The following is a 21,724-nucleotide window of genomic DNA, read 5'->3' as shown; positions in this document are numbered from 1 at the left end:
GGTTAACACTAGTCATTGATTAATAACAGTTTCTTAAGATTTTACCGCCTCCCCAGATATGGGGATGCGGGCGCCAAATGCCCGCAGCGCTGTAATTTGGTCGCATTTTTCGATAAAGCTATAAGTGTGTGGGGGCATTTTCCGTCAATCGGGAGGCGAGCATTGCCCTTGGAATACGCGACACTTGCATCCATACGATTTGGCTTCGGTCGGTCTGCCACAGCGACGGGAGCCGCTAATGCGGACGGGCTGCTCGCGGAATTGACGACAGCTTCTGCCGAGCCGCCACTGTTCATGCCGTCTGTCGAGGCCTACCGGTCGCGCGCCGTTGTGGCCGCCGCCGAGATGGCGGAACTCCAGCGTGCTGCCAGGGACGATCCGACGAAGCGCGTGGCCGTCCGGGATTACCGCAGGACGCTGGTCCAGGCTGGTCGCACGACATTGTCGCAGCGCCTGTTGCAGCCGGTCGTCTCGCCGAATGCCTTCTACGAGCGGCTGGTCGCCTTCTGGTTCGACCATTTTTCCGTCAGCACGGCCAAGAACCTGATGACGGCGGTGATGGTGCCGCTGTTCGAGGCGGAAGCGATCCGGCCGAATGTGGCAGGTAGTTTTACGACCTTGCTGACGGCGGCCGTCACCCATCCCGCCATGCTCTACTATCTCGATCAGGCGACTTCGGTCGGGCCGGATTCGCTTGCGGTTGCCGAGGGCAAGGGCAAGCGCGGCATCAACGAGAACCTCGGCCGCGAGATGATCGAACTGCATACGCTCGGCGCCCATAGCGGCTATACCCAGACGGATGTGCGCCAGGCTGCGATGGTGCTGACGGGCCTGACCGTCGACCGCAAGGCGATGGAGGCGGTCTACCGGCCGAGGCTCGCCCAGCCGGGCGACTTCACGGTGCTCGACCGCGACTATGGCGGGGCCAGGCGCCGGCTTGCCGACACGACGGACCTTCTCTCCGATCTCGCCGCCGATCCGCGCACCCGCCAGCATATCTGCCTGAAGCTCGCCAGCCACTTCGTCGCCGACGATCCGCCACAGTCTCTGGTCGGTGACATGGCGGCGGCGTGGGAGAAAAGCGATGGCGATCTGACCGAAGTCTACAAGGTGCTGCTGACCCATCCCGATCAGCTGAATGCGCCGCTGACCAAGGCCAAGCGGCCGTTCGAATTCGTCGTCTCGGGGCTGAAGGCGCTCGACGTTGGCTCGTCGCCGCTGATGGTTGGCATGACCGAAGGAGACGATGCGGAGGCAATGGGCGGCGACATCATGTCGATGATGGGTGCATCGGATGGCGGCGACAAGGACGACAAGCGCCGGCGCCGGCTGCGCAATCTGACGGTTGCGGCGCTCAACCGCATGGGCCAGCCGATCTGGAACCCCTCAAGCCCGGCTGGCTTCGGCGACCGCGCCGAGGAATGGATCAACGCCTCGCAACTGACGGAGCGCATCGCCTGGTGTCGTAACGCCGTGCAGCTTTTCGGCGGCGACCGTGATCCGCGCGCCTTCGTCGACGACGTGCTGGCGGATGCGGCCGGCGACAATACCCGCAAGGTCGTCTCCCAGGCGCCGAGCCGGCCCTACGGGCTGACGCTGGTGCTTGCTTCCCCCGAATTCAACCGTCGCTAGGATGATCGCCATGAACGCCATTCCCTTCTCGCTCACCCGCCGCGGCCTGCTGGCCGGCGCGTGCTGCGCGGCCGCTTCGCCGCTTCTGACCAAGGTGACATTCGCGGCCGCACCCGGCGACAACCGCTTCATCGCCATCGTGCTGCGCGGTGCGATGGACGGGCTCGACCTCGTGCAGCCCTACGGCGATCCGCTTTTGAAGACGCTGCGGCCCGATCTGGCGCTTTCTCCCGATGCCGGGCTGATCGATCTCGACGGCTTTTTCGGGCTCAACCCGGCGGCGGCCGGTCTCGTCGACCTGTGGAAGGCGAAGGAGCTGAGCTTCGTTCACGCGGTGTCGACGCCGTACCGCGACGGGCGCAGCCATTTCGACGGCCAGGATATCCTCGAGACAGGCGCCGAAGGCGTCAACGGCGAGCGGACCGGCTGGCTCAATCGCAGCCTGTCGGTGATCCCCGGCAGCGGCAAGGCCAACGCGATCGACGTCGCCGCGTCCTCGGAACTGATCCTGTCGGGCGCCAACCGCGCCGCCAACTGGTCCAGCGATGCCGACCTGTCGCTGAACGACGACCAGATCCAGTTTTTAAAACGGCTCTACCGGTCCGATCCCGCTTTCAGTGCGGCAATCGAGGAGGCGACCAGCGCCGACAAGTACAGCGACCTCCTGCGCGGCGGCGACAAGGGCAGGGGCGTTGTCGCAACCGCGCGACTGGCGGCGGGTTTTCTCCTGAAGGAATTCCGCATCGCCAGCTTCTCTATCAACGGCTGGGACACGCATTTCAGCCAGAAGGCGCAGTTCCAAAAGGTCGCCGGCGATCTTGCGGAGGCGATCACCACGATCAAGGCGACGCTCGGCCCGGACGTCTGGTCGAAGACGGTGGTCGTCGCGATGACGGAATTCGGCCGCACGGCCCGCCAGAACGGCACCGGCGGTACGGACCATGGCACGGGCGGCGTGGCGGTGTTGGCGGGCGGTGCCATTCCCGGCGGACGGGTGATCGGCAAGTGGCCGGGCCTCGACGATGCGTCGCTGTTCGAACAGCGCGACCTGATGCCGACCGCGGACGTGCGCGAGGTGGCGGCGGCCGCCCTTTACAAGCAGTTCGGCGTCAGCGGCACGGCGCTCGGCCGGGACGTCTTTCCCGGCCTGCAGTTTTCCGGCAGCGCGCCCTACATTTGAGCGGCGAAAGGCTGGTCAGCCGGCCTTCTTGCGGTCGAGCGCCGCGATCATCTGGCGGACATCGGCCGCCGCTGCGGCGACCGCCTCGGCGGTGCGTCCGCGCACGACGATCTCGGTGAAGAAGCGGTTTTCCGAAAAGCGCGGATAGGAGCCGATCGAGGTGTCGGGATGGGCCTTCTGGATATCGCCCAGCGGGCCGCCGATATCGCCTTCGCCATGCGGGCAGGGGATGGCCTCCGACAGCATCTTCGAGCCGGTGGCAAGCGTCGGCACGACGGCATCGAGCATCGCCTCGAACACCGACGGCACGCCGGCCATGACATGCACATTGCCGATGATGAAGCCCGGCGCTGTGGAGACCGGATTGGGGATATGGGTAGCACCCTTCGGCATGCGCGCCATGCGCTTGCGGGCGTCGGTGAATTCCAGGCCGCGGCGCTCGTACATGGCGCCGAGCAGTTCCATCGCCTTCTCGTCGTGGACGCAGGGCAGGCCGAAGGCCTTGGAGATCGCATCCGCCGTGATGTCGTCATGGGTCGGGCCGATGCCGCCCGAGGTGAAGACATAGGTGTAGCGCGCCCGCAGCGCATTCAGCGCCTCGACGATCGCTTCCTCGTCGTCGGCGACGATGCGCACCTCCTTCAGGTCGATGCCGGCGAGCGTCAGCACCTCGGCGAGGTGGCCGATGTTCTTGTCCTTGGTGCGGCCGGAAAGGAGTTCGTCGCCGATGGCGAGCATGGCGGCGGTGACGACGGTGGCAGTGGTCATGAAAAGCGTCCTGATGAAGTGTTGCGCCATAGGTAGCGCCGTTTTGCCGATTTGCAAATGCGGCATGGCGACGGGGCATCGCTGGACAGTCGCTGGGGGCGATCACCGGGCAAAAACGGTCGAAAGGCGACGAAACGGTGCGCGCAAGTGAAACTTGGCGGTGCCGGTGTGAACAGTCCGTCACCAATTGCGCCTCTTGGAATGGCGCGCGGAAACCCTAGATTGCCGTCGACACGTCTCGACCCATACAGTTCTGACAACGAAGGATATTTGCAAATGGCAAAGGTACTGGTTCTATATTACTCCGCATACGGCCACATCGAAACCATGGCCTATGCCGTCGCCGAAGGCGCGAAGTCCGCCGGCGCCGACGTCACCGTCAAGCGCGTTCCGGAACTCGTCTCCGAGGAAGTCGCCAAGGCCTCCTACTACAAGATGGACCAGAAGGCGCCGATCGCCACCCCGGCCGAACTGGAAGAATACGACGCCATCATCTTCGGCGCCGGCACCCGCTACGGCACGGTCGCTTCGCAGATGCGCAACTTCGTCGACCAGACGGGCGCGCTCTGGGCCGCCGGCAAGCTGGTCGGCAAGGTCGGCTCGGTCTTCACCTCCTCGGCCACCCAGCACGGCGGCCAGGAAACCACCATCCTCGGCTTCATCCCGACCCTGATGCACCACGGCATGGTCGTTGTCGGCCTGCCCTACGCCTTCCAGGGCCAGATGGGCCTTGAGGAAATCAAGGGCGGCTCGCCTTACGGCGCTTCCACGATCACCGGCGGCGACGGCTCGCGCCAGCCCTCCGAAATCGAACTGGACGCCGCCCGCTACCAGGGTGCCCACGTCGCCAAGATCGCTGCCAAGCTTTCCGCCTAAGCGGACCGCGAACAGCCCCACGCCACAGTCAGGCCGGGAAGCTCAAGGGCTTTCCGGCCTGAATTGCCATTTCCGCTCGATGGCGGCTGCAAGGTCGATGTCGTGCGCGCGGGCAAACAACAGCACATGGCCCATGAGATCGGCGGTCTCGTCGGCCAGCGCCGACTTCAGCTCTTCCGCCGACCGCCCCTTCGCCGGCGACCGGCCCGTGACCCGGTTGAACACCTGCGTCAGCTCTCCCAACTCTTCCTGTAATTTGAACACATGCCAGTCCGCGTCGCGCGCGATGCCGTTCTTCTCGGCATAGGCGGAAGACGCCGCCTCGAACATGTCCATCAATGGCTTGAGCATGAGTGCCCCGGGTTTGTTTCCGATTTGTTCCATTTTTAGTTGTCGCAGGAGATTCGTCAAGCTCTGGGCAAATGAGAGGGAAGCGGCCAAGGCCAGTTGTTGGTGCGGACGACGGGGGTCGAACCCGTACGACCAAGGTCGAGGGATTTTAAGTCCCTATCTTATATAGATAAATATCTGATATTTATTGATAATATGAAAGGGATATTCATATGTGTCCGGATGTGTGTCCAGTAATTGTGCCCGCTAGCCTCTATATTCCAAGTGTGAGTTGACGATTGTTGCGACTGGCTTCGCGCTGCCATACCCACGCGTCGAACTCCCTCCGCGAAACGGAAAGAAGGTCGGCAGCATAGCAAAACACCCATTTCAGATAGTCGTAGTCTTTCCCTTCCAGGCCTGCTCGACCCGCGTAGGTGCGGATGTGTCTATCGACCGCAATAGACTCGATACCCACAAGACAGGCCATGTAGTCGACAGTCTTTGGTCCGATTCCGTTCAGTGTCTGTAGCTGAGCAGAAAATCTCTCATCCCTTAGTTGGGAGCGAAGTTCGCTGACATTTGCGATCCCTGACTCATAAATTGTGGTCACAAGGCGGGCGAAGCGATCTGTCTTGACAGGGTGGGACCAGTTAAGGAATTCGGCAGTTCGGCCCTCTCGAACTATGTCAAATAAGACTTCGGTCGTTGTCGCATCGGGATAAGCGTTGAGGATACGAATAACCCTCGGACGTACCACTGTTTCATAATTTAGGCCTGCTTGAAGAACCGCATCAGCAAACGTTGCGCCTAGGTGCTCGTAGCTTGCACGCCGAACAGTTGGTCTTCCACTGACGCCTTCTGCCTCAGCGTAATCGGCAATTTTTCGGGCGGCCGATATAATTTCGGCGGGTGTCCGGCTAGGTGGGGAGATGTATAGGTTCATTTTAACAGTCCAGCTTCGCGGAGAGCCCCTAGCCGCTCTACACAATTTGGACAAGCCCCGCAGGGATGACGGCTGGCTGCTTGGCACGAAAAGGTACGACCGACGGGCACGCCCAATCGAATAGCCTCACGCGTTACGTCGGCTTTTGAGGAATTTCTAAACGGTGAAATGAACCTGACTGGTCCCACCGCGTCAGTAAGCCCATCCAGCTTGTTCATGAATTCCGCTGTGCAGTCGATTTCTTTTGCGTGATTGCTGTTTATGAAACCGGTATATACTTCACGAATTCCAAGCGTTTGCGCTCGAGCGGCAGACGCGGCGTAAAAGAGAAGCGTGCGATAAGGAATATAGAGATCGTCATCGTTCACCTCATCTTCCCAAAGATTGGCTTCTGCGACCAGTCGAGACCGAGAGCCTCTGAACAGGTCAGAAATATTGTTCCTTTCCGGCGTTTCAGCGGTCGGCGGAAGGACCTCATTGACAAGCCGCCACTCGGTCTCCGCACAGTGCTGTCCATAGTCAAAGAAAATGGGCAGGATTTCTATGCCCTTGTCCGCGAGCTGATAAGCAACCGTTGTCGAGTCCAGGCCCCCGGACGCCATTAACATCACGCGTCGCATTGGGTCTTCTTTCTCAATTTGGAGACGAGCTCAAATGCACCATTGATACATTCACCAAGATCGCTTGAATAAAAAGAACTGCCGCACACCACCATTGTATTATTGTTTTCCTTGCGTGGGTCGTATGTGATCACCGGTTTCCCCGCTGATATGGCCATTCCAACTTCCACGAGTGTTCCCGGGTCTCGCTCCAAAGGAACAGCAAACACCGCGGAGCAATTGTTGAGTAGTTCAACATCACTCTCGTAAAATGACATTAGGTCGCGCGGTTCCGAACCGGGCTTGGCCTCGCCATTTTCGGCGATTGGCCGTCTGACCCGAAAATTGTGGTATTGAAGGGCGGACACAGCTGCGTCGATTTCAGGTTTGTGAATGTATGAGAAATCTGGTGCAGCGAGGTAAATCTCAAAGCGTGGCCTCTCATGCCAGGGCAAACTCACTCCGCCGAGTGCCTTCACTTCGTCAACGGTTAATCGAAGTTGCCTTCCCACCTCGGTTCTTAAATCATCGGGGAATGTGGTTTGGGCATACTGCGTGGCGACTTGCATCCCTCGCCACGCTGCGGCTCTCGTATCTTCCCGGTGGTAGGCCGCAAATACGGCCGTATAAACGTCCCCGACACCCACGGAGTTTACGGTATCACCTAAAACTGCCGGTAATTCGTCCACCTGTCCGGCTTCAAGAGAAAACAGGCGGCTTCCCCCTCTATTTTCCTTCAAGAGGAGATGTCGCACGCCGAGATCACGACAGCGCTCCAGTAAGCGCTCGATGTCGGAAGTGGCTTCGGCAGCAAAAAGGTCTGACGAGGTAGAAATCGCGACATTCGCAATCTTCTCTCCGAATACCGCCAAATCCGCGACGGAATTCACGTCATAGGCAATGTCGATTGTCACCCGGCACTGGTCGGAGATTCTTGTGGCAATTTCCTTGAGATCGAGTGCTCCTGGATAGACAATCACGTTCTGGTAACCGTCGAATGGTGCTTGCAAGTGATTGATCTGGGCCACTCTCTCGTCACGGAGTAAGTCCTCGTATCCCTGATGCCCCACTTCGCGAACGTCGCCAATAACGAAAACATTCGGGGCGCCCGTCACACAGGCCAGATGTATGAACTCTATACAACCATGGCTTTTCAGGTAGCTTTCTGCTTCCGCCACCAGATAGGAAGGGCAGATTGCGGCGACAGAGTACGCAATGCCAGCAGACCAAAGCCCTCTGGCCGCATGTACAATTCCACCAAGCCGGAGTTTCACGGGGCAACCATTGGTGCCCAGCGAGAAATCGACGAAGATTTCGCCAATCAGAAGGGGTCGGTCAGCGTCCATGTGCTAAATCGCGACGAAGTCGACTTCGACGCGAGGTACTGCTGCATTTGCTGAGCTTCGGACAACTCCAGCATATTGAACGCCGTCCTGCAGGCATCCAGCAAGATAGTTCAGCCGGGTCGGAAGCGCCCCAACGCTCGTGCCGTCGGAATCTACCGCTACCAAACGGCCACGTAATGCAATCGTCAGATTTGTTCCCGGTGGTGGCACATCATTGTTCTGGGAATGAAAGTCATATTGTGCGACATCCTCCAGTTCTGTGTTGAAGGCTTGCCTGCAACGATCCTCACCACTGTTTCCACCGGAAGAGCCGCCGTTTCCCGACGGTTTTGTTGGCCTTCCTGAATAGTCGGAAAAGCTTCCGGATCCACTACTGCCCATTTCAACCTCCCTGTTTATATTTCGGCTGTTCATCGAGAAGTTGCAGCTTTGTAAGATGCACCGCAAGTAAATTTATAAAACACGAACAACTAATTTGCTTACGTTGTTGCCGGTTTGTGTGGAGGCCGTTGGGGGCGGGAGAGGTGCGCGAGGAGAGGGAATCGGGGTTCTCCTCGCCCTGGCGCCATCCGGGTCGATCCCGGTGGGTGCCAGTTCGGGCCGGAGGCGCCCAACGCAAAAAGCCCAAGCGGATGGCTCGGGCTCTTTCTCGCCAGTCAAGATTAAAAGACTAGGCCGCGTCACCTTTTCCGCGCAGGACGGGCGGCAGCCAGTCCTTGTCAGCCAGCTGCCTTTCCGCCTCGGCGACGGCATCGGCCTTCGGTGCCTTCTCCACCGCGTGGATGGCCTCGGGGGTACATCCCGCGTCGGCCAGCACCTCCGCAATCGTCCCCTTGCTCAGGCGGCAGAGGAAGGTGGCGTCCGCCTGCCAGTGTTCCCGCATGTCGAGGCTGACCGCCTCGGCAATCCGCTCGGCATTGTCCAGCCGCGCCTTGCTGTGGTCATGCTTGGCTTTGACGGCATTGAGGTTGGCGGCGGCGGTGAACGCGAGCAGGTCCAGCAGCTTGTCGGTGGACTGCTGCAACAGCCACTCCCACAGGTCCGCCGGTTGGCCGGGCAGGGTCTCGCCCCACGCGTCCTTCATCGCCTGCCATGCCAAGAGCGCACGGGCCTTTTCCGGTTCCTTGATGGCGGGAGCGAGGTCGCGGCGCTGCCCGTTGACCTCCACCGCCGCATCGAACGCGCCGTAGCCGGTCTGGAACAGGCGACCGGCCAGCGGATAGAGCAGGGCGGCAAGAGCCACGGCGGGACGGTTGGCAAGTTCCAGCCGCAGGGCGGCAGTGCGGATGGCGGTCAGTTCCTCAACCAATGCGGCGGAATACCCCGCATCGGGCTCGGTCGGCGTCGCCGGTGCCACGCTGTCGGGTTCGTCCGTGTCACCGTCCTGACCACGGCGCAGGCGCTCCAGCGCGTCCCGATCCTCGTCCTTCACATAGCCGCGACCGACATACAGGCTGCCCGCGTGGTCGATGCCAAGGATACAGCCCGCCAGCGCCTGTTCCTCACCATCATAGCTTTTGGCGGCGTTGCGGATGGCCGTAACGGCAGCCTCGATGTCGGCCAGTCGCCGCTCGTCGTCCGCGACGGCGGGATCGCCCTCGGCATAGGCTTCGATCTGCGCCTGTAGGGCATCGTACTGCGCGCCGAGGTCCGCAAGTTCGGCCTGCTCGGCCTCGGTTGGCTCACGCATCTGCGGGTAGATGCGCCCGTGGCCGCTGCTGTAGCTGGCGGAGGCGTTGAGGGTGGTTTCCACCCACTTCCAGCCTTCGCTCTGGTAGGGTTCCGCCGCCTTCTCCAGAGCGTCCAGAGCAAGCCGCGCAAGCAGGGGCTGGTCGGTCAGGTAGCAGCCGGTTTCGTCGGCGAACAGGTCGCGGAGAACGGTGCCGCCTGCGGCTTCGTAGGCCTCCAGCCCCACGAAACGGGCCAGCCGGTCGGTGCTGCGCACATGTTCGCGGGTCAACAGGGCGCGCAGGCTGCGCGGGTCGCGGTTCCATGCCGGTGCGTCGAACCAGACCCGTTCCTGTTCTTCGTGGTCGTCGCTGATGGCGAGTGCCCTTGCCTGCTCGATCGAAATCCCGTCCTCGCGCATGACATCCAGCACCTTGGGCGAGAGGCTGGCGAGTTTGAGGCGCTGGCGCACGGTCAGGACGGATTGTCCGAACCGCGCGGCAATGGTTTCCGGTGCCATGCCGTTTTCGGCAAGGTCACGGTAGGCGAGGATTTCATCGACGACGTGCATGGCCTCCCGCTGGACGTTTTCCGCCAGCGAAAGCTCCGTATCGCTGTCGGCGTCCCGCACGTTGCAGGGAATATCGACATCCGCCGCCAGCCGCCCTTCCTTTGCCAACAGGCGCAACGCCGCAAGGCGACGGCCACCCGCCACAACCTCGTAGCGGCCCTTTTTCCCCTTGCGGACGGTCAGGTTATGCAGAAGCCCATGAGCTTCAATGCTGTCGGCCAGTTCCGGCACGCCCGCCGTACCCCTGATGCGGCGCACATTGGCGCCGCTCGGCACCAGCCGGTTCAGCGGAATGGCTTCCACGGCGTGGCGCATGTTGATGTTTTGCTCGACCGCCGCCGCAGCGGCGTCTTGAGGATTGATGATGTTCATGGATTTTGTCCCTTCACTTTGGTTGATGGGACAGGGAAACAGGACCCCGTCCTGCTTCCCGGGGCCGCGCGAGTGGTGGGGTTGGAAGGGGACAACAGGTCTTCGCGGGGACCCGGCTGCACGGACCGCAGCGCAAGCGAAGGGACGGAAGCTGGGCGGAAGATCCTGTTTGGGGGAGAGAAGGGGCAACGCCCCTCGGCCCCATATAAATGGGAGGGATCGTCGGCACTTTTATCCAGTTTTGACAATTCTGGTTGTGTAAATTCTAGCACTCAACGCGGTGGTGCTTTCTCGACCACATTTCAAGGGATAAACGATGCAAGAACCAAAAAAAAATTCAAAAATTAACGTTTATTAATACGCGTCTCGTTGACGAGCTTTTAAAACAGTGTATAACTAAAGATATCTAAGATTTTCCTCAAAATTTACCTTGCGTTAACCAGCGGATTCGTGCATTAAAAAAGCACGTCGGCTTTGTCCGACGTGCTTTTGTATGTTTGCTGCGGCTGGCTGGCTTGCCGCGTGACAAGCTGTGTGCCGAAGCGGTAGTCTGAGCAACGCCGTAGATAGCGCCCAAAGGCGAGTTTGGCAAGTCAGTAACCTTTTTTAGGGAGAAGTAGTATGGCGTCAAAGCCTCCTCTTCGTCCTGGCAACGAGGCTCCGAAGTCTGGTCAATATCAGATTATCGGCCCTCGTGGTGGTGCTGGCCCAGAAAGGACCGTCGTTCGCGGCGAGCCTCTTCCGCCGACCCCCAAGCCGGGCTCTAGTTACCGTCTGGTGGATCCCACCAAGACCAAGTAATTAGCTAATACGGTTGGTGGTGGCGAACGTGCCGCCACCAGCTTTTATCTCAGCTCGAATCTCCGGACATGACGATGACTGATAAAAAAAGTGTGTCGAAGCCTACAGCTCCACGCGATGTGCGAAATGGCTCTTTCAAGGATGGAATGAGCGAGGGAACTCGCACACAGAAGAGTTTCACGACAAATCACAATCGCGAGAGAATTGGAAAGCCAAAACCGGGTTCTGGAAATGGGAAATGATCCAAGGGTTTTGGTCTGTTGAGACGATTACGTTTTTGGCCGGTCTAGTAACGATCATTGGTCTGCCATTTGCGATCATCGGCCTCTTTGCAGTAGCCAAGCAAATGAGAAACGACCGTTTGGCTGTTTCGGCTGCCGCGATTGGAGAAATGCGTTCCACTATCATCACTCGTATTGAGAGACTGCACGCCACCCACGGGGATGAAGATGTTAATGCCTGGACAAACGAGTTTGCGGAATTTGCAAATGAACTTGAAATGGCTTGCGCAATCTATCTGGACGGCCAACTGTCTGGCAGAACCGGTGAGCTTGCAAAGGACATGATTTGCGATTTCCTGAATATGATCAATGAAGATGATGATCTACGTGGTGAGTTAGAACGCGCGATTCATTCGCCGAACACGTTCAAGAACATCAGAGATTTTCGTGCTCAGGTGAGGTAGGGTGTTCAGGTCGTCTGGCTTGGTGAAAAAAGCGCTTGCCCATATCCAACCTGGCGAACTTCTCCGCTATGATTTTGGGTCTGGTGCGAGCATTATGATGATGCTCGAAAAGCGAGAAGAAGAACGCCACGGTGTTTTTGGGGTTCTATCAAGCCCTGATTTCGGGCGCCACATGTCCTTCTATTTAATGGATCTTGGTGGCAACTGCTTAAGTTATGGCGAAGACTGGTTCCTTGAGGAAATTCATGGTGATGAAACAGTCGTGGCGGCAACGCGGCCGGATGCGTCTCTTTTTATCAATGAATATGGCCCTGTATTTGTATTCCGCCCTCCAAAGGGAGCTTCGACACATATGCCTGCCTGCTTTGGTGTGCTGCGGCGTGAAATTCTTGTGGGTTTCGACCGTCGCTCGAACGCGCCAATAGCCGAATGGCGCATTTGGGAATCGCAAGAGCATTTCACCAGGCAAACTGGGCCCATTTTTGAAATGAAGCCCATGAGCCAGTCTGGGCCATCGACCCTTTCGAACTCCTAGCCATCGAAGTTTGGTTCGACGAACAATTGGGATACCTGCTTCCCATTGGCGATCCCCACGAAGAGGCCATCGGGCGGTTCGTCTTGCCCGACTATGACCATCAAGATACCTCCGAGCGCATGGCGGGACTGAGTGAATATTTCGATGATGTTCTTCAGATCGATCGACGATGGGGAGGGGTTGCGCTCCGGATGTGTATGCCAATCGCCAACATAATGCAGGCCCTGCCGGTGGAGCGATCTGATCTCTCGACGCTCGGCGATGCGACTAGGGGCAAAATAGAAGCGGCTGCGCGAGTCTTCACGACGGGGGCCTGTTGCAACTTCAATATCCACTTGAGCCGCCGACAGGCGGGCAAAAAGCTGACCGCCGGCCTCTGCATCTTTCGGGCCTAACTGCCGATAAGCCAGCATGTGCTCCAGAGCATTGGCACTGAATGTGATGCGTTCTTCGCCACCCCCGGCAAGGAATGTAATCACTGGTGGTGTTTTCCGCATACCGGACAATCCTTGTTCTTTGTCCAAGGTTGCTGCATCAGCAGTCCTCCTTCACCCGGATCGCCGACCTGGCTGAACCATGACGGGGTAACCTTCCCGCCGAGCGCTTGCCAGCGGCTCGTTTTACCGATCCAAAGAGTGTGTCGGCTTTCTGCTGGAGGCGTAACCAAAACGTCAAGGGCTTGCTCCACAGCCATGGCATGCGCGAATGTCAGCTCGGCGGCCCCGTAAGGTGTGAAAGTTCCTCCGCAGGATGGGACAGGAATGGCGCCGCCGTCCGGCCACTGGCTGACTACAGCCTCCGGGGTTCCCGTGCTCGAAAAATGGCAGCGGAGGCAACAGCTTCCTTTTGGAATGACCACCGCGTGGGCGGCTGCCGCGTGTGGTTCCAGCCATGTGTAAAGGACGGTTCCAACGTGACCGTGTTGTTGCTGAATATTGATGAGGGCAACAGCCGACCTAAAATTCATTCCAAAATTTACTGAACGCCTCCATGAAGGTATTGTGATTCTTCGGTGGCCAGCACACTGGGTGCCCGTCGCGAAGCAGCCAATGGATGCCGTTGGCACAAGTCAGCTCCGATTTATCCTGCATCCGATTAATGTGATTGAAGCAACTGATGACGGTTTGCTGATAGCTGCCGCCGAATAGGCTATTCGGAACATTCCAAAGCATGCCCTCAAGAAAGTATGATGGAGCAATCCCTTCCTGCAGTCTGCCGTCCTTGATCATCCGATTCCGGATGTTCTTGAAGATGCGCACCGTTGGCTTGAAATAGCTGTTGGTGTTCTGATGCTTGGTCGTGCAGTTCGCGGAATGCTGTTTGGGATAGTTGACGATCTTTGTGCCATCCTTGGTCCAGAACACGATACCTTCAAGGTATGTGGGCTGGCCGAAGGCTGGATAGCTCGTATAATGGTGATGTTCTGCGCAAGCGAGAACGTCAGCATCACGGCGGTTCCCGTTGCCGGGCACATAGATAGCCTTACCGCTGCCGTCTACGTCTCTGCCAAAGTGCTTTGTGAGCCAGCCCGCGACTTCTCCCTTGAATGTGGCGAGGGAATATTCCGCAGGCAAGCGCTTGCTGTTGTAATTTGCTTTATCACTTGGCGTGAGACCGCTGGTATCGGAATAGAAGATTGAGCTGAGCCGGATGACGATATCCACATCGCTGTCGGCCCAGACGTTCGTGTCATTGCCGTAGGAGCCCTGAAGAAAGGTGTCAAATGTCTTCAGGTAATATGGGGAACCAGTATCATTCAGGACACCGCTGATAGTCTTGTAGGTTGCCGCCGACTGCTGAATGCTGCCTTGGGCTGACCACGTTTCCAATTGTGCTTCACCAATGGTCATTCTCGCATCCATCACAAGAGAAAATCTTTTAGGGTAGCTTCGACTTTGGCGTACGAGTCCCGTCCGCGCTGCCGCAATATGTTGAGCTTTCTCAGATCGTGCTCAAAGAGATCGGTAGCCATCTCCGGCTGCTCGAATGTGTCGCTAATTCGCACTGTCGGCACGTCCTGACCTGCCACTGAACTTTCACCCAGCGGCGACTAGAGCCGCGGCGGTTTTGAATACGCCAACAGGCGCGGTGTGAGCAACCGGCGGAAACGCGAAGCTTTCATCTTGCGCAGCGTTGGAGCCGGTTGCGGCGATGGTCCCGGCAAAGTCTGCCGGGGTTTGGTATCCGAGCGATGAGTGCGGCCGAAAAGTATTGTAATCGTCCGCCCATTCGGCAATGGCGCTTCGGGCATGATCGAGGCCGAAGAACAGGCTCTCGTTGAGCAACTCGTCGCGCATCCGACCGTTAAAACTCTCGACATAGCCGTTCTGCATCGGCTTTCCCGGCGCGATGTAGTGCCACTCGACCTTGTGATCCTTCGACCAGGCAAGGATGGCATTCGAGGTTAGTTCGGTGCCGTTGTCGGAGACAATCATTCCTGGCTTGCCGCGTCGTTCGATCAGCGTCGTCAGTTCTCGGGCGACACGTCGACCGGAGATGGATGTGTCCGGGATGGCCGCCAGGCATTCGCGCGTCACATCATCGACAATGTTGAGCACGCGGAAGCGTCTGCCGCAGGCAAACTGGTCATGCACGAAGTCCAGCGACCAGCGGGCATTGGCCTTCGCTTCAACCAGGATCGGCGCACGCGTGCCGCCCGCACGCCGCCGGGCTTTTCGCTTGCGAACGGAAAGACCTTCCTCGCGATAGAGCCGGTAGATGCGATTGACGCCGGACGGCTCTCCGTCCCGCCGAAGCAGGACGAACAGTCGCCGGTATCCGAAACGCCTTCGCTCATTGGCGAGGTCGCGCAGCTTCGCCCGCAATTCTACCTCCGGCGGTCGGCAGGACCGATATCGCACCATCTTCCGATCCGCAGATATAATCTGGCAGGCCCGCCGTTCCGAAAGACCCATGACGGTCTTCAGATGCGTGACGGCGTCGCGTTTGGCGGCGGGCCCTACCATTTTTTTGCAAGAAGCTCGCGAACTGCGGCTGCATCCAACATCTGTTCGGCCAGCAGCTTCTTCAGTCTCGCGTTCTCGTCTTCAAGTGCCTTCAGCCGCTTCGCCTCGGAGACTTCCATGCCGCCGTATTTGGCTTTCCAATTATAAAACGTTGCTTCTGAAATCCCGTGCTTGCGGCAAAGGTTGACCTGCCACTGAACTTTCACCCAGCGGCGACTAGAGCCGCGGCGGTTTTGAATACGCCAACAGGCGCGGTGTGAGCAACCGGCGGAAACGCGAAGCTTTCATCTTGCGCAGCGTTGGAGCCGGTTGCGGCGATGGTCCCGGCAAAGTCTGCCGGGGTTTGGTATCCGAGCGATGAGTGCGGCCGAAAAGTATTGTAATCGTCCGCCCATTCGGCAATGGCGCTTCGGGCATGATCGAGGCCGAAGAACAGGCTCTCGTTGAGCAACTCGTCGCGCATCCGACCGTTAAAACTCTCGACATAGCCGTTCTGCATCGGCTTTCCCGGCGCGATGTAGTGCCACTCGACCTTGTGATCCTTCGACCAGGCAAGGATGGCATTCGAGGTTAGTTCGGTGCCGTTGTCGGAGACAATCATTCCTGGCTTGCCGCGTCGTTCGATCAGCGTCGTCAGTTCTCGGGCGACACGTCGACCGGAGATGGATGTGTCCGGGATGGCCGCCAGGCATTCGCGCGTCACATCATCGACAATGTTGAGCACGCGGAAGCGTCTGCCGCAGGCAAACTGGTCATGCACGAAGTCCAGCGACCAGCGGGCATTGGCCTTCGCTTCAACCAGGATCGGCGCACGCGTGCCGCCCGCACGCCGCCGGGCTTTTCGCTTGCGAACGGAAAGACCTTCCTCGCGATAGAGCCGGTAGATGCGATTGACGCCGGACGGCTCTCCGTCCCGCCGAAGCAGGACGAACAGTCGCCGGTATCCGAAACGCCTTCGCTCATTGGCGAGGTCGCGCAGCTTCGCCCGCAATTCTACCTCCGGCGGTCGGCAGGACCGATATCGCACCATCTTCCGATCCGCAGATATAATCTGGCAGGCCCGCCGTTCCGAAAGACCCATGACGGTCTTCAGATGCGTGACGGCGTCGCGTTTGGCGGCGGGCCCTACCATTTTTTTGCAAGAAGCTCGCGAACTGCGGCTGCATCCAACATCTGTTCGGCCAGCAGCTTCTTCAGTCTCGCGTTCTCGTCTTCAAGTGCCTTCAGCCGCTTCGCCTCGGAGACTTCCATGCCGCCGTATTTGGCTTTCCAATTATAAAACGTTGCTTCTGAAATCCCGTGCTTGCGGCAAAGGTCGGCCGCTTTCGCGCCAGCCTCCTGCTCCTTCAGCACCGCAATAATCTGCTCTTCCGTAAATCGCTGCTTCTTCATTCGTCCGTCCTTTGATGGGCCGGACTCTAATCCAATCTGGAGGAAATTCTCAGTGGCAGGTCAGTCCTTGAAAAGGATCGCGCGAAGCTGGTCCATAGACTGCGTGTTGATCTCAAGCGTCTTCTGCAAAAGCTGTACGCTTAAAAGATACTTCGCCCAATACATCTTGTTGAACAACGAAGGCTTGGGGGTGGGGTAAACACCGACACCAACGCTAACCACGCGCAAGTCCTTGTGGGCGATATTGAGTGCACGGGTGGCATCGGCGATTGCGTAAAGGGTGGGGTTGTTCGCGCAATAACCGCCATCCACGAGCTTCACCTCATCACCTGCATCAGTGGTGATAGTTTTGGGCACAAAGAAAGGGAATGCGGAGCAAGAGGCCTCAACCGCATCTCCGATGGACACGCCGAAACCAGGCTGGAACGTGCCCTTGCGCCCGTGGGCCTGCGCAACGCTGCCTTTGAAGATCATCGGGCGCTCGATAACCCATTTCGTAGTAACCACACCTACGGCGGTCTTCACCTCATCGAACTTGGCGTCCTTGAAGATTTCGGCAGAAAGCTCTGCCAGCTTCGCGGACTTCTGCGCGGGCTTCTTCAGCCCCATGATGTCAGGCACGAACTTTTTGTAGAGGGTGTGGATTTCCTCCACCGACATTCCAAGCGCTATCATAGACCCGATGATGGAGCCGGTACTGGTGCCAAATACGAGGTCAAAACGCTCGTGAAGACGACAACCGATCAAGCCCTCGATTTCCGCCAGAACGCCAAGGGTGTAGAATCCCTTTGCGCCACCGCCATCAAGGCTCAGGATACGAAAGGGCTTTCCAGCTTCTACCTCGGCGTTCATCAGACCAACTCAAAGGGCAATCGCCGCGAGAAACATTATCCCGCCTTCGACGCGCTGGCGGATGTTCTGAAGTTTTGCAAAACCGTGCTTCCCGGCAGCGCCGTGTGTAGCTTCGTTGAAAACGTAGAAGAGCTGCAGGATATCGTCGATGTCCTTTTCGACAAAGCCAAGCATTTCGGGGGAATCCGCTCCCTTCAATTTCAGGAGATAGCGGATTTTTGCGCGACGACTTGGGGTGCCGTTCGGAGTGCGGTCATAATTGGGGTCAGCCGCGATTACGGCGGCGTTATCTGCCCACTTTTCGAGAATTTCGGTGAAAATCTCCCGAACACTAGTGCAAAAGTGACGTGCGGCGTCCGTGTTCATGGGGTTTAGCGCGAAAAGTGCTCCCTTCCAACGGTCGCAAAGGTCTTCCGAGAATCCTGACAGGTACTCAAGGATACCACTGTCGTCCATTTGCTCCGGTGTTAGGGGCACCTCAGATGTCAATGCCTCTGCAACGTTGGCGCTATTGCTGGCTTCTTTTTCAGTCAATGTCAGTAGGTCTGACACGCCCGACGAATATTGCGCTTCGCGCTCAACGCGCTCGAACCTATCGTAGACGTCATATGTGGACGTCCGCACCTCCACGTAACGGGTTGTGGCCGTGGCCTGGCTTTTCAGAGACTCGATCTGCCGTGCTAGTGCCTGCCGGTTTTGGCGGAGTTTGGCGTTGTGGGCGTTTACCGCCTGATTGTACTTCCTGACGGCCGCTTCGTTCTTCTTATTGTGGTTACGAACCGCGCGATTGTAATCGTCGACAACCTTCTGATTGTGCCGGTTCACCCGGTCAATCTCGTGATTCACATCTCGGACATATTTCTCTTGAGCTTGGCGATTAGCTCGATTAACCCGATCCACTTCGGCGTTGTAGCGACGGATCATTTGATTGTACTGCGCAGGCGTCACCCTCCGAACCATCGGCCCCTCCAGACATTTCATATGATGCAACTTAGGCGCTATCATTTCGCGGAACAAGAGAAGAACGGTTCCTTTCACAGGAATTTTGCGAGTCACAACTTAAGTTTCGAAAATATTCAGGAGAAATATAGGGTGAAAGGCAAATAAGACGCCAACGTTTAGCAAAGGCTCAAGCCGATATATTACTGACTTTCATTTTTCGTCTCAGAAAATTGAAGGGCGCCTTGCATTCGCGCCGACATGGCCGCTTATTCGATGGACGATAAATCGAGCAATATGCCGGCCGCCGCCGCCTGAGTTAGTTGAGTCGTATTCATCCAAGAATATTCAGGATATACATTATTTTTTCAAATTATATAAAATACATCAATAATGATTGAATTCTATTCAAGATGATGCGTGTGAATAACTATCAAATTTATTTCTTCTTCTGCTGTGAAGACGTACTGAGCCGTTCGTGTTGCGATCGGTCCAGTAATGACCCGTCATCTCGACTGGTGGACGGCCAAGAATCTTATATTTGAAGCTGCCATAATGGATTTCGCTCACTCCCGTCCGCAATAGAATCGACGGGTCACTTTGATAAATGCCGTAAACATAGGTGGTTCCGTCTGGCTGACGGTCAAATCTGCCGGCGACAAGAAGTGACTCGGACTGTGCAGTCATCAAGCGAATTGATAAGGTGGAGTACGTTTGCCTGATTACCGCGTAGCCTTGGACTGTGGGCAATGCCATATCGCTGTCAGGGGTCTTGTATGATGATTGAAGCTCGGTGTTCCAGGTCCCGCTAATATCAGGAACTTTGGCAAATAATCTGAACGGCCAATATCTCCACAGGTGTTGATTGAATAACCACGAGACAAATGTAAGAGCTGCGAGTGTGAGGGAATACGGTTTGGCGTAATCCCACGTTAAATCCAAATTCAGCCACCAGAGAAAGCCTCCCCAAACAACGATCGCGACAACAAGATAAGCGGAAATGGATGTACGCGTGAGCAAAATTCCCCCCAGCAATGACCAATTGCGGCTACAAGTTACACAGGTACATCAAGGCGGAGTACCTTTCTACCCTTTAATCCTTGTGTTCGCCCATTCCGAGGTTTCAGAGAAAGACTGTGTTCCGATGAAGCGCAGCCCGACGCCTACTGTAGGTAGTAAATTCGACGCAAATATATGTTCGACTATAGAGGAGGCGATTAGTCTTAATGGGAGTATACACGATGGTGCTATCATTTTTGTTTGGGATCAATCCTCTGGTTCGTACTGCTTGAGCGCGTGGTCGATGAGAATCGTGAGCAACACGGTGCCCGATTGGGCAGAACCTAACTTGGGATCAGCTCACAATAGCGCCCTCTCATTGTCACTGTCTCAGAACATCGCCCTTTGTTGCGTCCTGTCTCCCGATAGTATTTCATTCTTTGAGCGCGGATGCTGTCAACGAGTCAAGATTTAGATTGTCTTAGCTTCCTTTAGTAGAAGAGGTTGAATTTCGTGAATGGGCAAAATTGATGGCTTAGGTGTAAGTATTTGCATCGCGGTTGCGATTTTCTATTTCCACACTTACCAACGCTGTAGTTGTAAGGGCGTGTTCAATTGCCCTTGAGGCTTGTTACATGAAATTTACATGAGCGGGTTTTCTGGAAACCATCATCATGTAAATCATTGAAAAAACTGGTGGGCGATACAAGATTCGAACTTGTGACCCCTGCAATGTGAAGCGCCAAAATCTCATATTCTCACTGATCGCCAACTGTCTATGTATCTATAAATGAATCATTTTTTGTAAAAATGATTTCGACGATAGTATAGTTCTCATGTAAACTATTCACGAAATTAGTTACATGAGAGTTACATGAGATGCCGAAGATTTATTTAACGGATACATTGGTTTCAACTGCGAAATGCCCCAAGGAAAAAGACCAGGAAATCTATTGGGATTACCCGGCCGGTGCTGATGGAGCCATTCGGAGTGGCTCGGTGCAGGGGCTTGGGTTGCGTGTCACTGCGCTCGGCCACAAGTCCTTTGTCCATTCCTACATGTTTAACCGCAAAAAGTACCGGAGAGTGTTGGGCTCGACCTTGGTTTTGAATGTTGCGTCGGCACGTCTCGCCGTTGGCCAGCGTGAACGCCAGATTTCGGCGGGAGAAAATCCTGATCTGGACGAGACCGATCCGCGCCGCATGCACCTTTTGACTGTGCGTGAAGCCATTGATCGCTATTGGGAGTCGCATGTTTCCGGGCTTTCTGAGGCGCACAAGTATGCCTTTGCATTGTGCGTGGCCAACTGGCTCCGCAAAAAGCCAAAGATCGCCAGTCGGCGCGGTCATAACATCCGCAAAAACTACATGGATTTTGGCTCGATGTTCGGCGATCGCCCCTTGTCGTCGATTAAGCCATTAGACATCGACCGGTTTCAGAAGCAATTTACATCGCCATATAGCTTCAACAGAGCGCTGGGGCATGTGACCGCATTGTTTAATTGGGCCATCCGCATGCAACTGGTCGACATGCGCAATCCGTGCGGCCCACTCCGCGCCCGTAAGGTGATGCGCCGGCGGCGCGAATACTCCACCGAGCAAATCCGGCAGATCGCTGCTCACATTTTCTGTCCGGTTTTGCAGGCAGTGCCTGAGACGGATGGTCTGGCTGGCCTCACCAAACGAGACACAGCGTTGGTCAAGGCCAGGGCGATGACAACCAATGACCAGATGCTGGAACTGTGCCATTTCATGGGCATCCTGTTCCTGACTATGGCGCGCCCTAGCGATCTGTCGAAGGCTGCGTTTGAGCACTTCGATCTGGAGAAGTTGGTCTGGCACAAGCACAATACCAAGGGGATCAAGTTGTCGCGCTCGATCTATGAATACGCCTACCGTTCGGTGCCGATCCACCCGAGGGTTGCTGCCATGGTGCGGTCCCAGCGTCAACGCTGGCCGGAAAGCGCGCTATTGTTCCCATCGCATACCGATCAAACCCGGCCACGGGACAATTTCCGCAAGGGCCTAGACCGCTTCAAGGCACTGCCCGGTGTGCCGGACTATTTCCAGATGTACGACCTCAAGCGGATCGCGATTTCGCTCATGCTGACAGGGCAGGGCGTCTCCCACGAGGCCGTGTCGCATTACGTGGACCACAAGGGCAACCTCGAAACGACCATGATCTACGACCTCGGCTTGGTCGACCCGCTGCGGCCGGTGACCGAAAAGCTCGGCGAGATGTTGGGAATCTGACCCGCCCGACCTGT

Annotated in this window: 19 protein-coding genes and 1 pseudogene; 6 read left to right on the top strand and 14 right to left on the bottom strand. The window is 57.1% G+C overall.

The annotated features are described in order from the left end of the window. Nucleotides 1-126 precede the first annotated feature (126 nt). Entirely contained in the window at nt 127-1,632 is a 1,506-nt protein-coding gene (locus tag ACU5AZ_RS02215) for a DUF1800 domain-containing protein (protein ID WP_446824443.1), read from the top strand. Nucleotides 1,633-1,642: 10 nt separating this feature from the next. After that, nucleotides 1,643-2,812 (top strand): DUF1501 domain-containing protein, encoded by a 1,170-nt coding sequence (locus ACU5AZ_RS02210; RefSeq protein WP_446824442.1) that lies wholly within the window; start codon nt 1,643-1,645, stop codon nt 2,810-2,812. A 15-nt stretch (nt 2,813-2,827) separates the two neighbouring features. On the opposite strand, the gene ACU5AZ_RS02205 is transcribed toward ACU5AZ_RS02210, so the two are convergent. Then, a complete protein-coding gene (locus ACU5AZ_RS02205; RefSeq protein WP_446824441.1) occupies nt 2,828-3,580 on the bottom strand; it encodes a competence/damage-inducible protein A in 753 nt (250 codons plus the stop codon). Between the two features lie 276 nt (nt 3,581-3,856). On the opposite strand from ACU5AZ_RS02205, the gene wrbA reads away from it, so the two are divergent. After that, nucleotides 3,857-4,456, top strand: a complete 600-nt coding sequence (wrbA, locus tag ACU5AZ_RS02200) for an NAD(P)H:quinone oxidoreductase (RefSeq protein WP_446824440.1) — start codon at nt 3,857-3,859, stop codon at nt 4,454-4,456. A 42-nt stretch (nt 4,457-4,498) separates the two neighbouring features. Here wrbA and ACU5AZ_RS02195 read toward each other — a convergent pair whose 3' ends face one another. The 6 genes from ACU5AZ_RS02195 to ACU5AZ_RS02170 form a co-directional block, all read right to left on the bottom strand. After that, the gene (locus ACU5AZ_RS02195; protein WP_446824439.1) at nt 4,499-4,807 is read right to left on the bottom strand and encodes a pyrophosphatase; all 309 of its coding nucleotides are present in this window, start codon (nt 4,805-4,807) and stop codon (nt 4,499-4,501) included. Between the two features lie 253 nt (nt 4,808-5,060). Beyond that, the gene (locus tag ACU5AZ_RS02190) at nt 5,061-5,732 is read right to left on the bottom strand and encodes a hypothetical protein (RefSeq protein ID WP_446824438.1); all 672 of its coding nucleotides are present in this window, start codon (nt 5,730-5,732) and stop codon (nt 5,061-5,063) included. After that, nucleotides 5,729-6,352, bottom strand: a complete 624-nt coding sequence (locus ACU5AZ_RS02185; RefSeq protein WP_446824437.1) for a 7-cyano-7-deazaguanine synthase — start codon at nt 6,350-6,352, stop codon at nt 5,729-5,731. The genes ACU5AZ_RS02190 and ACU5AZ_RS02185 overlap by 4 nt, the downstream gene beginning before the upstream one ends. Further along, nucleotides 6,340-7,677, bottom strand: a complete 1,338-nt coding sequence (locus ACU5AZ_RS02180; RefSeq protein ID WP_446824436.1) for a nucleoside 2-deoxyribosyltransferase — start codon at nt 7,675-7,677, stop codon at nt 6,340-6,342. The genes ACU5AZ_RS02185 and ACU5AZ_RS02180 overlap by 13 nt, the downstream gene beginning before the upstream one ends. Nucleotides 7,678-7,680: 3 nt before the next feature. Further along, nucleotides 7,681-8,058, bottom strand: coding sequence for a hypothetical protein (locus ACU5AZ_RS02175; protein WP_446824435.1), 378 nt, complete (start codon nt 8,056-8,058; stop codon nt 7,681-7,683). A gap of 289 nt (nt 8,059-8,347) precedes the next feature. Then, nucleotides 8,348-10,231: a ParB/RepB/Spo0J family partition protein gene (locus ACU5AZ_RS02170; RefSeq protein ID WP_446824434.1), complete on the bottom strand. Its 1,884-nt coding sequence runs from the start codon at nt 10,229-10,231 to the stop codon at nt 8,348-8,350. A 1,096-nt stretch (nt 10,232-11,327) separates the two neighbouring features. Between ACU5AZ_RS02170 and ACU5AZ_RS02165 the strand changes: the two genes are divergently transcribed. Next, the gene (locus tag ACU5AZ_RS02165) at nt 11,328-11,774 is read left to right on the top strand and encodes a hypothetical protein (RefSeq protein WP_446824433.1); all 447 of its coding nucleotides are present in this window, start codon (nt 11,328-11,330) and stop codon (nt 11,772-11,774) included. Nucleotides 11,775-11,793: 19 nt separating this feature from the next. Next, complete coding sequence (locus ACU5AZ_RS02160) at nt 11,794-12,309, top strand: hypothetical protein (protein ID WP_446824432.1); 516 nt, start codon at nt 11,794-11,796, stop codon at nt 12,307-12,309. On the opposite strand, the gene ACU5AZ_RS02155 is transcribed toward ACU5AZ_RS02160, so the two are convergent. From ACU5AZ_RS02155 to ACU5AZ_RS02125, 7 genes and pseudogenes are all read right to left on the bottom strand, one after another. Continuing rightward, the gene (locus tag ACU5AZ_RS02155; RefSeq protein WP_446824431.1) at nt 12,306-12,833 is read right to left on the bottom strand and encodes a Mov34/MPN/PAD-1 family protein; all 528 of its coding nucleotides are present in this window, start codon (nt 12,831-12,833) and stop codon (nt 12,306-12,308) included. The two genes, ACU5AZ_RS02160 and ACU5AZ_RS02155, sit on opposite strands and share 4 nt — an antisense overlap. Before the next feature lie 432 nt (nt 12,834-13,265). After that, the gene (locus ACU5AZ_RS02150; protein WP_446824430.1) at nt 13,266-14,159 is read right to left on the bottom strand and encodes a nucleotidyltransferase domain-containing protein; all 894 of its coding nucleotides are present in this window, start codon (nt 14,157-14,159) and stop codon (nt 13,266-13,268) included. A 186-nt stretch (nt 14,160-14,345) separates the two neighbouring features. Next, nucleotides 14,346-15,460: pseudogene (locus ACU5AZ_RS02145) on the bottom strand (IS3 family transposase); the annotation flags it as partial. 17 nt (nt 15,461-15,477) lie between these two features. Next, nucleotides 15,478-16,667, bottom strand: a protein-coding gene (locus ACU5AZ_RS02140; protein WP_446822318.1) for an IS3 family transposase whose coding sequence is annotated in 2 segments (ribosomal slippage) — nt 15,478-16,415 and nt 16,415-16,667 — 1,191 coding nt in all. Because the reading frame shifts where the segments join, the coding sequence is not laid out codon by codon here. A gap of 60 nt (nt 16,668-16,727) precedes the next feature. Next, nucleotides 16,728-17,519, bottom strand: coding sequence for a patatin-like phospholipase family protein (locus ACU5AZ_RS02135; RefSeq protein WP_446824429.1), 792 nt, complete (start codon nt 17,517-17,519; stop codon nt 16,728-16,730). Nucleotides 17,520-17,528: 9 nt separating this feature from the next. Further along, entirely contained in the window at nt 17,529-18,443 is a 915-nt protein-coding gene (locus tag ACU5AZ_RS02130) for a pPIWI-associating nuclease domain-containing protein (protein ID WP_446824428.1), read from the bottom strand. 423 nt (nt 18,444-18,866) lie between these two features. Further along, nucleotides 18,867-19,478, bottom strand: a complete 612-nt coding sequence (locus ACU5AZ_RS02125; RefSeq protein ID WP_446824427.1) for a Cap15 family cyclic dinucleotide receptor domain-containing protein — start codon at nt 19,476-19,478, stop codon at nt 18,867-18,869. An 858-nt stretch (nt 19,479-20,336) separates the two neighbouring features. On the opposite strand from ACU5AZ_RS02125, the gene ACU5AZ_RS02120 reads away from it, so the two are divergent. Next, nucleotides 20,337-21,710 (top strand): tyrosine-type recombinase/integrase, encoded by a 1,374-nt coding sequence (locus ACU5AZ_RS02120; RefSeq protein ID WP_446824426.1) that lies wholly within the window; start codon nt 20,337-20,339, stop codon nt 21,708-21,710. Nucleotides 21,711-21,724: the final 14 nt, after the last annotated feature.

This window comes from Rhizobium sp. PAMB 3182 (assembly GCF_052908355.1).
The sequence above is the reverse complement of the archived record's forward strand: the minus strand, read 5'-3'. Positions and strand labels throughout refer to the sequence as shown.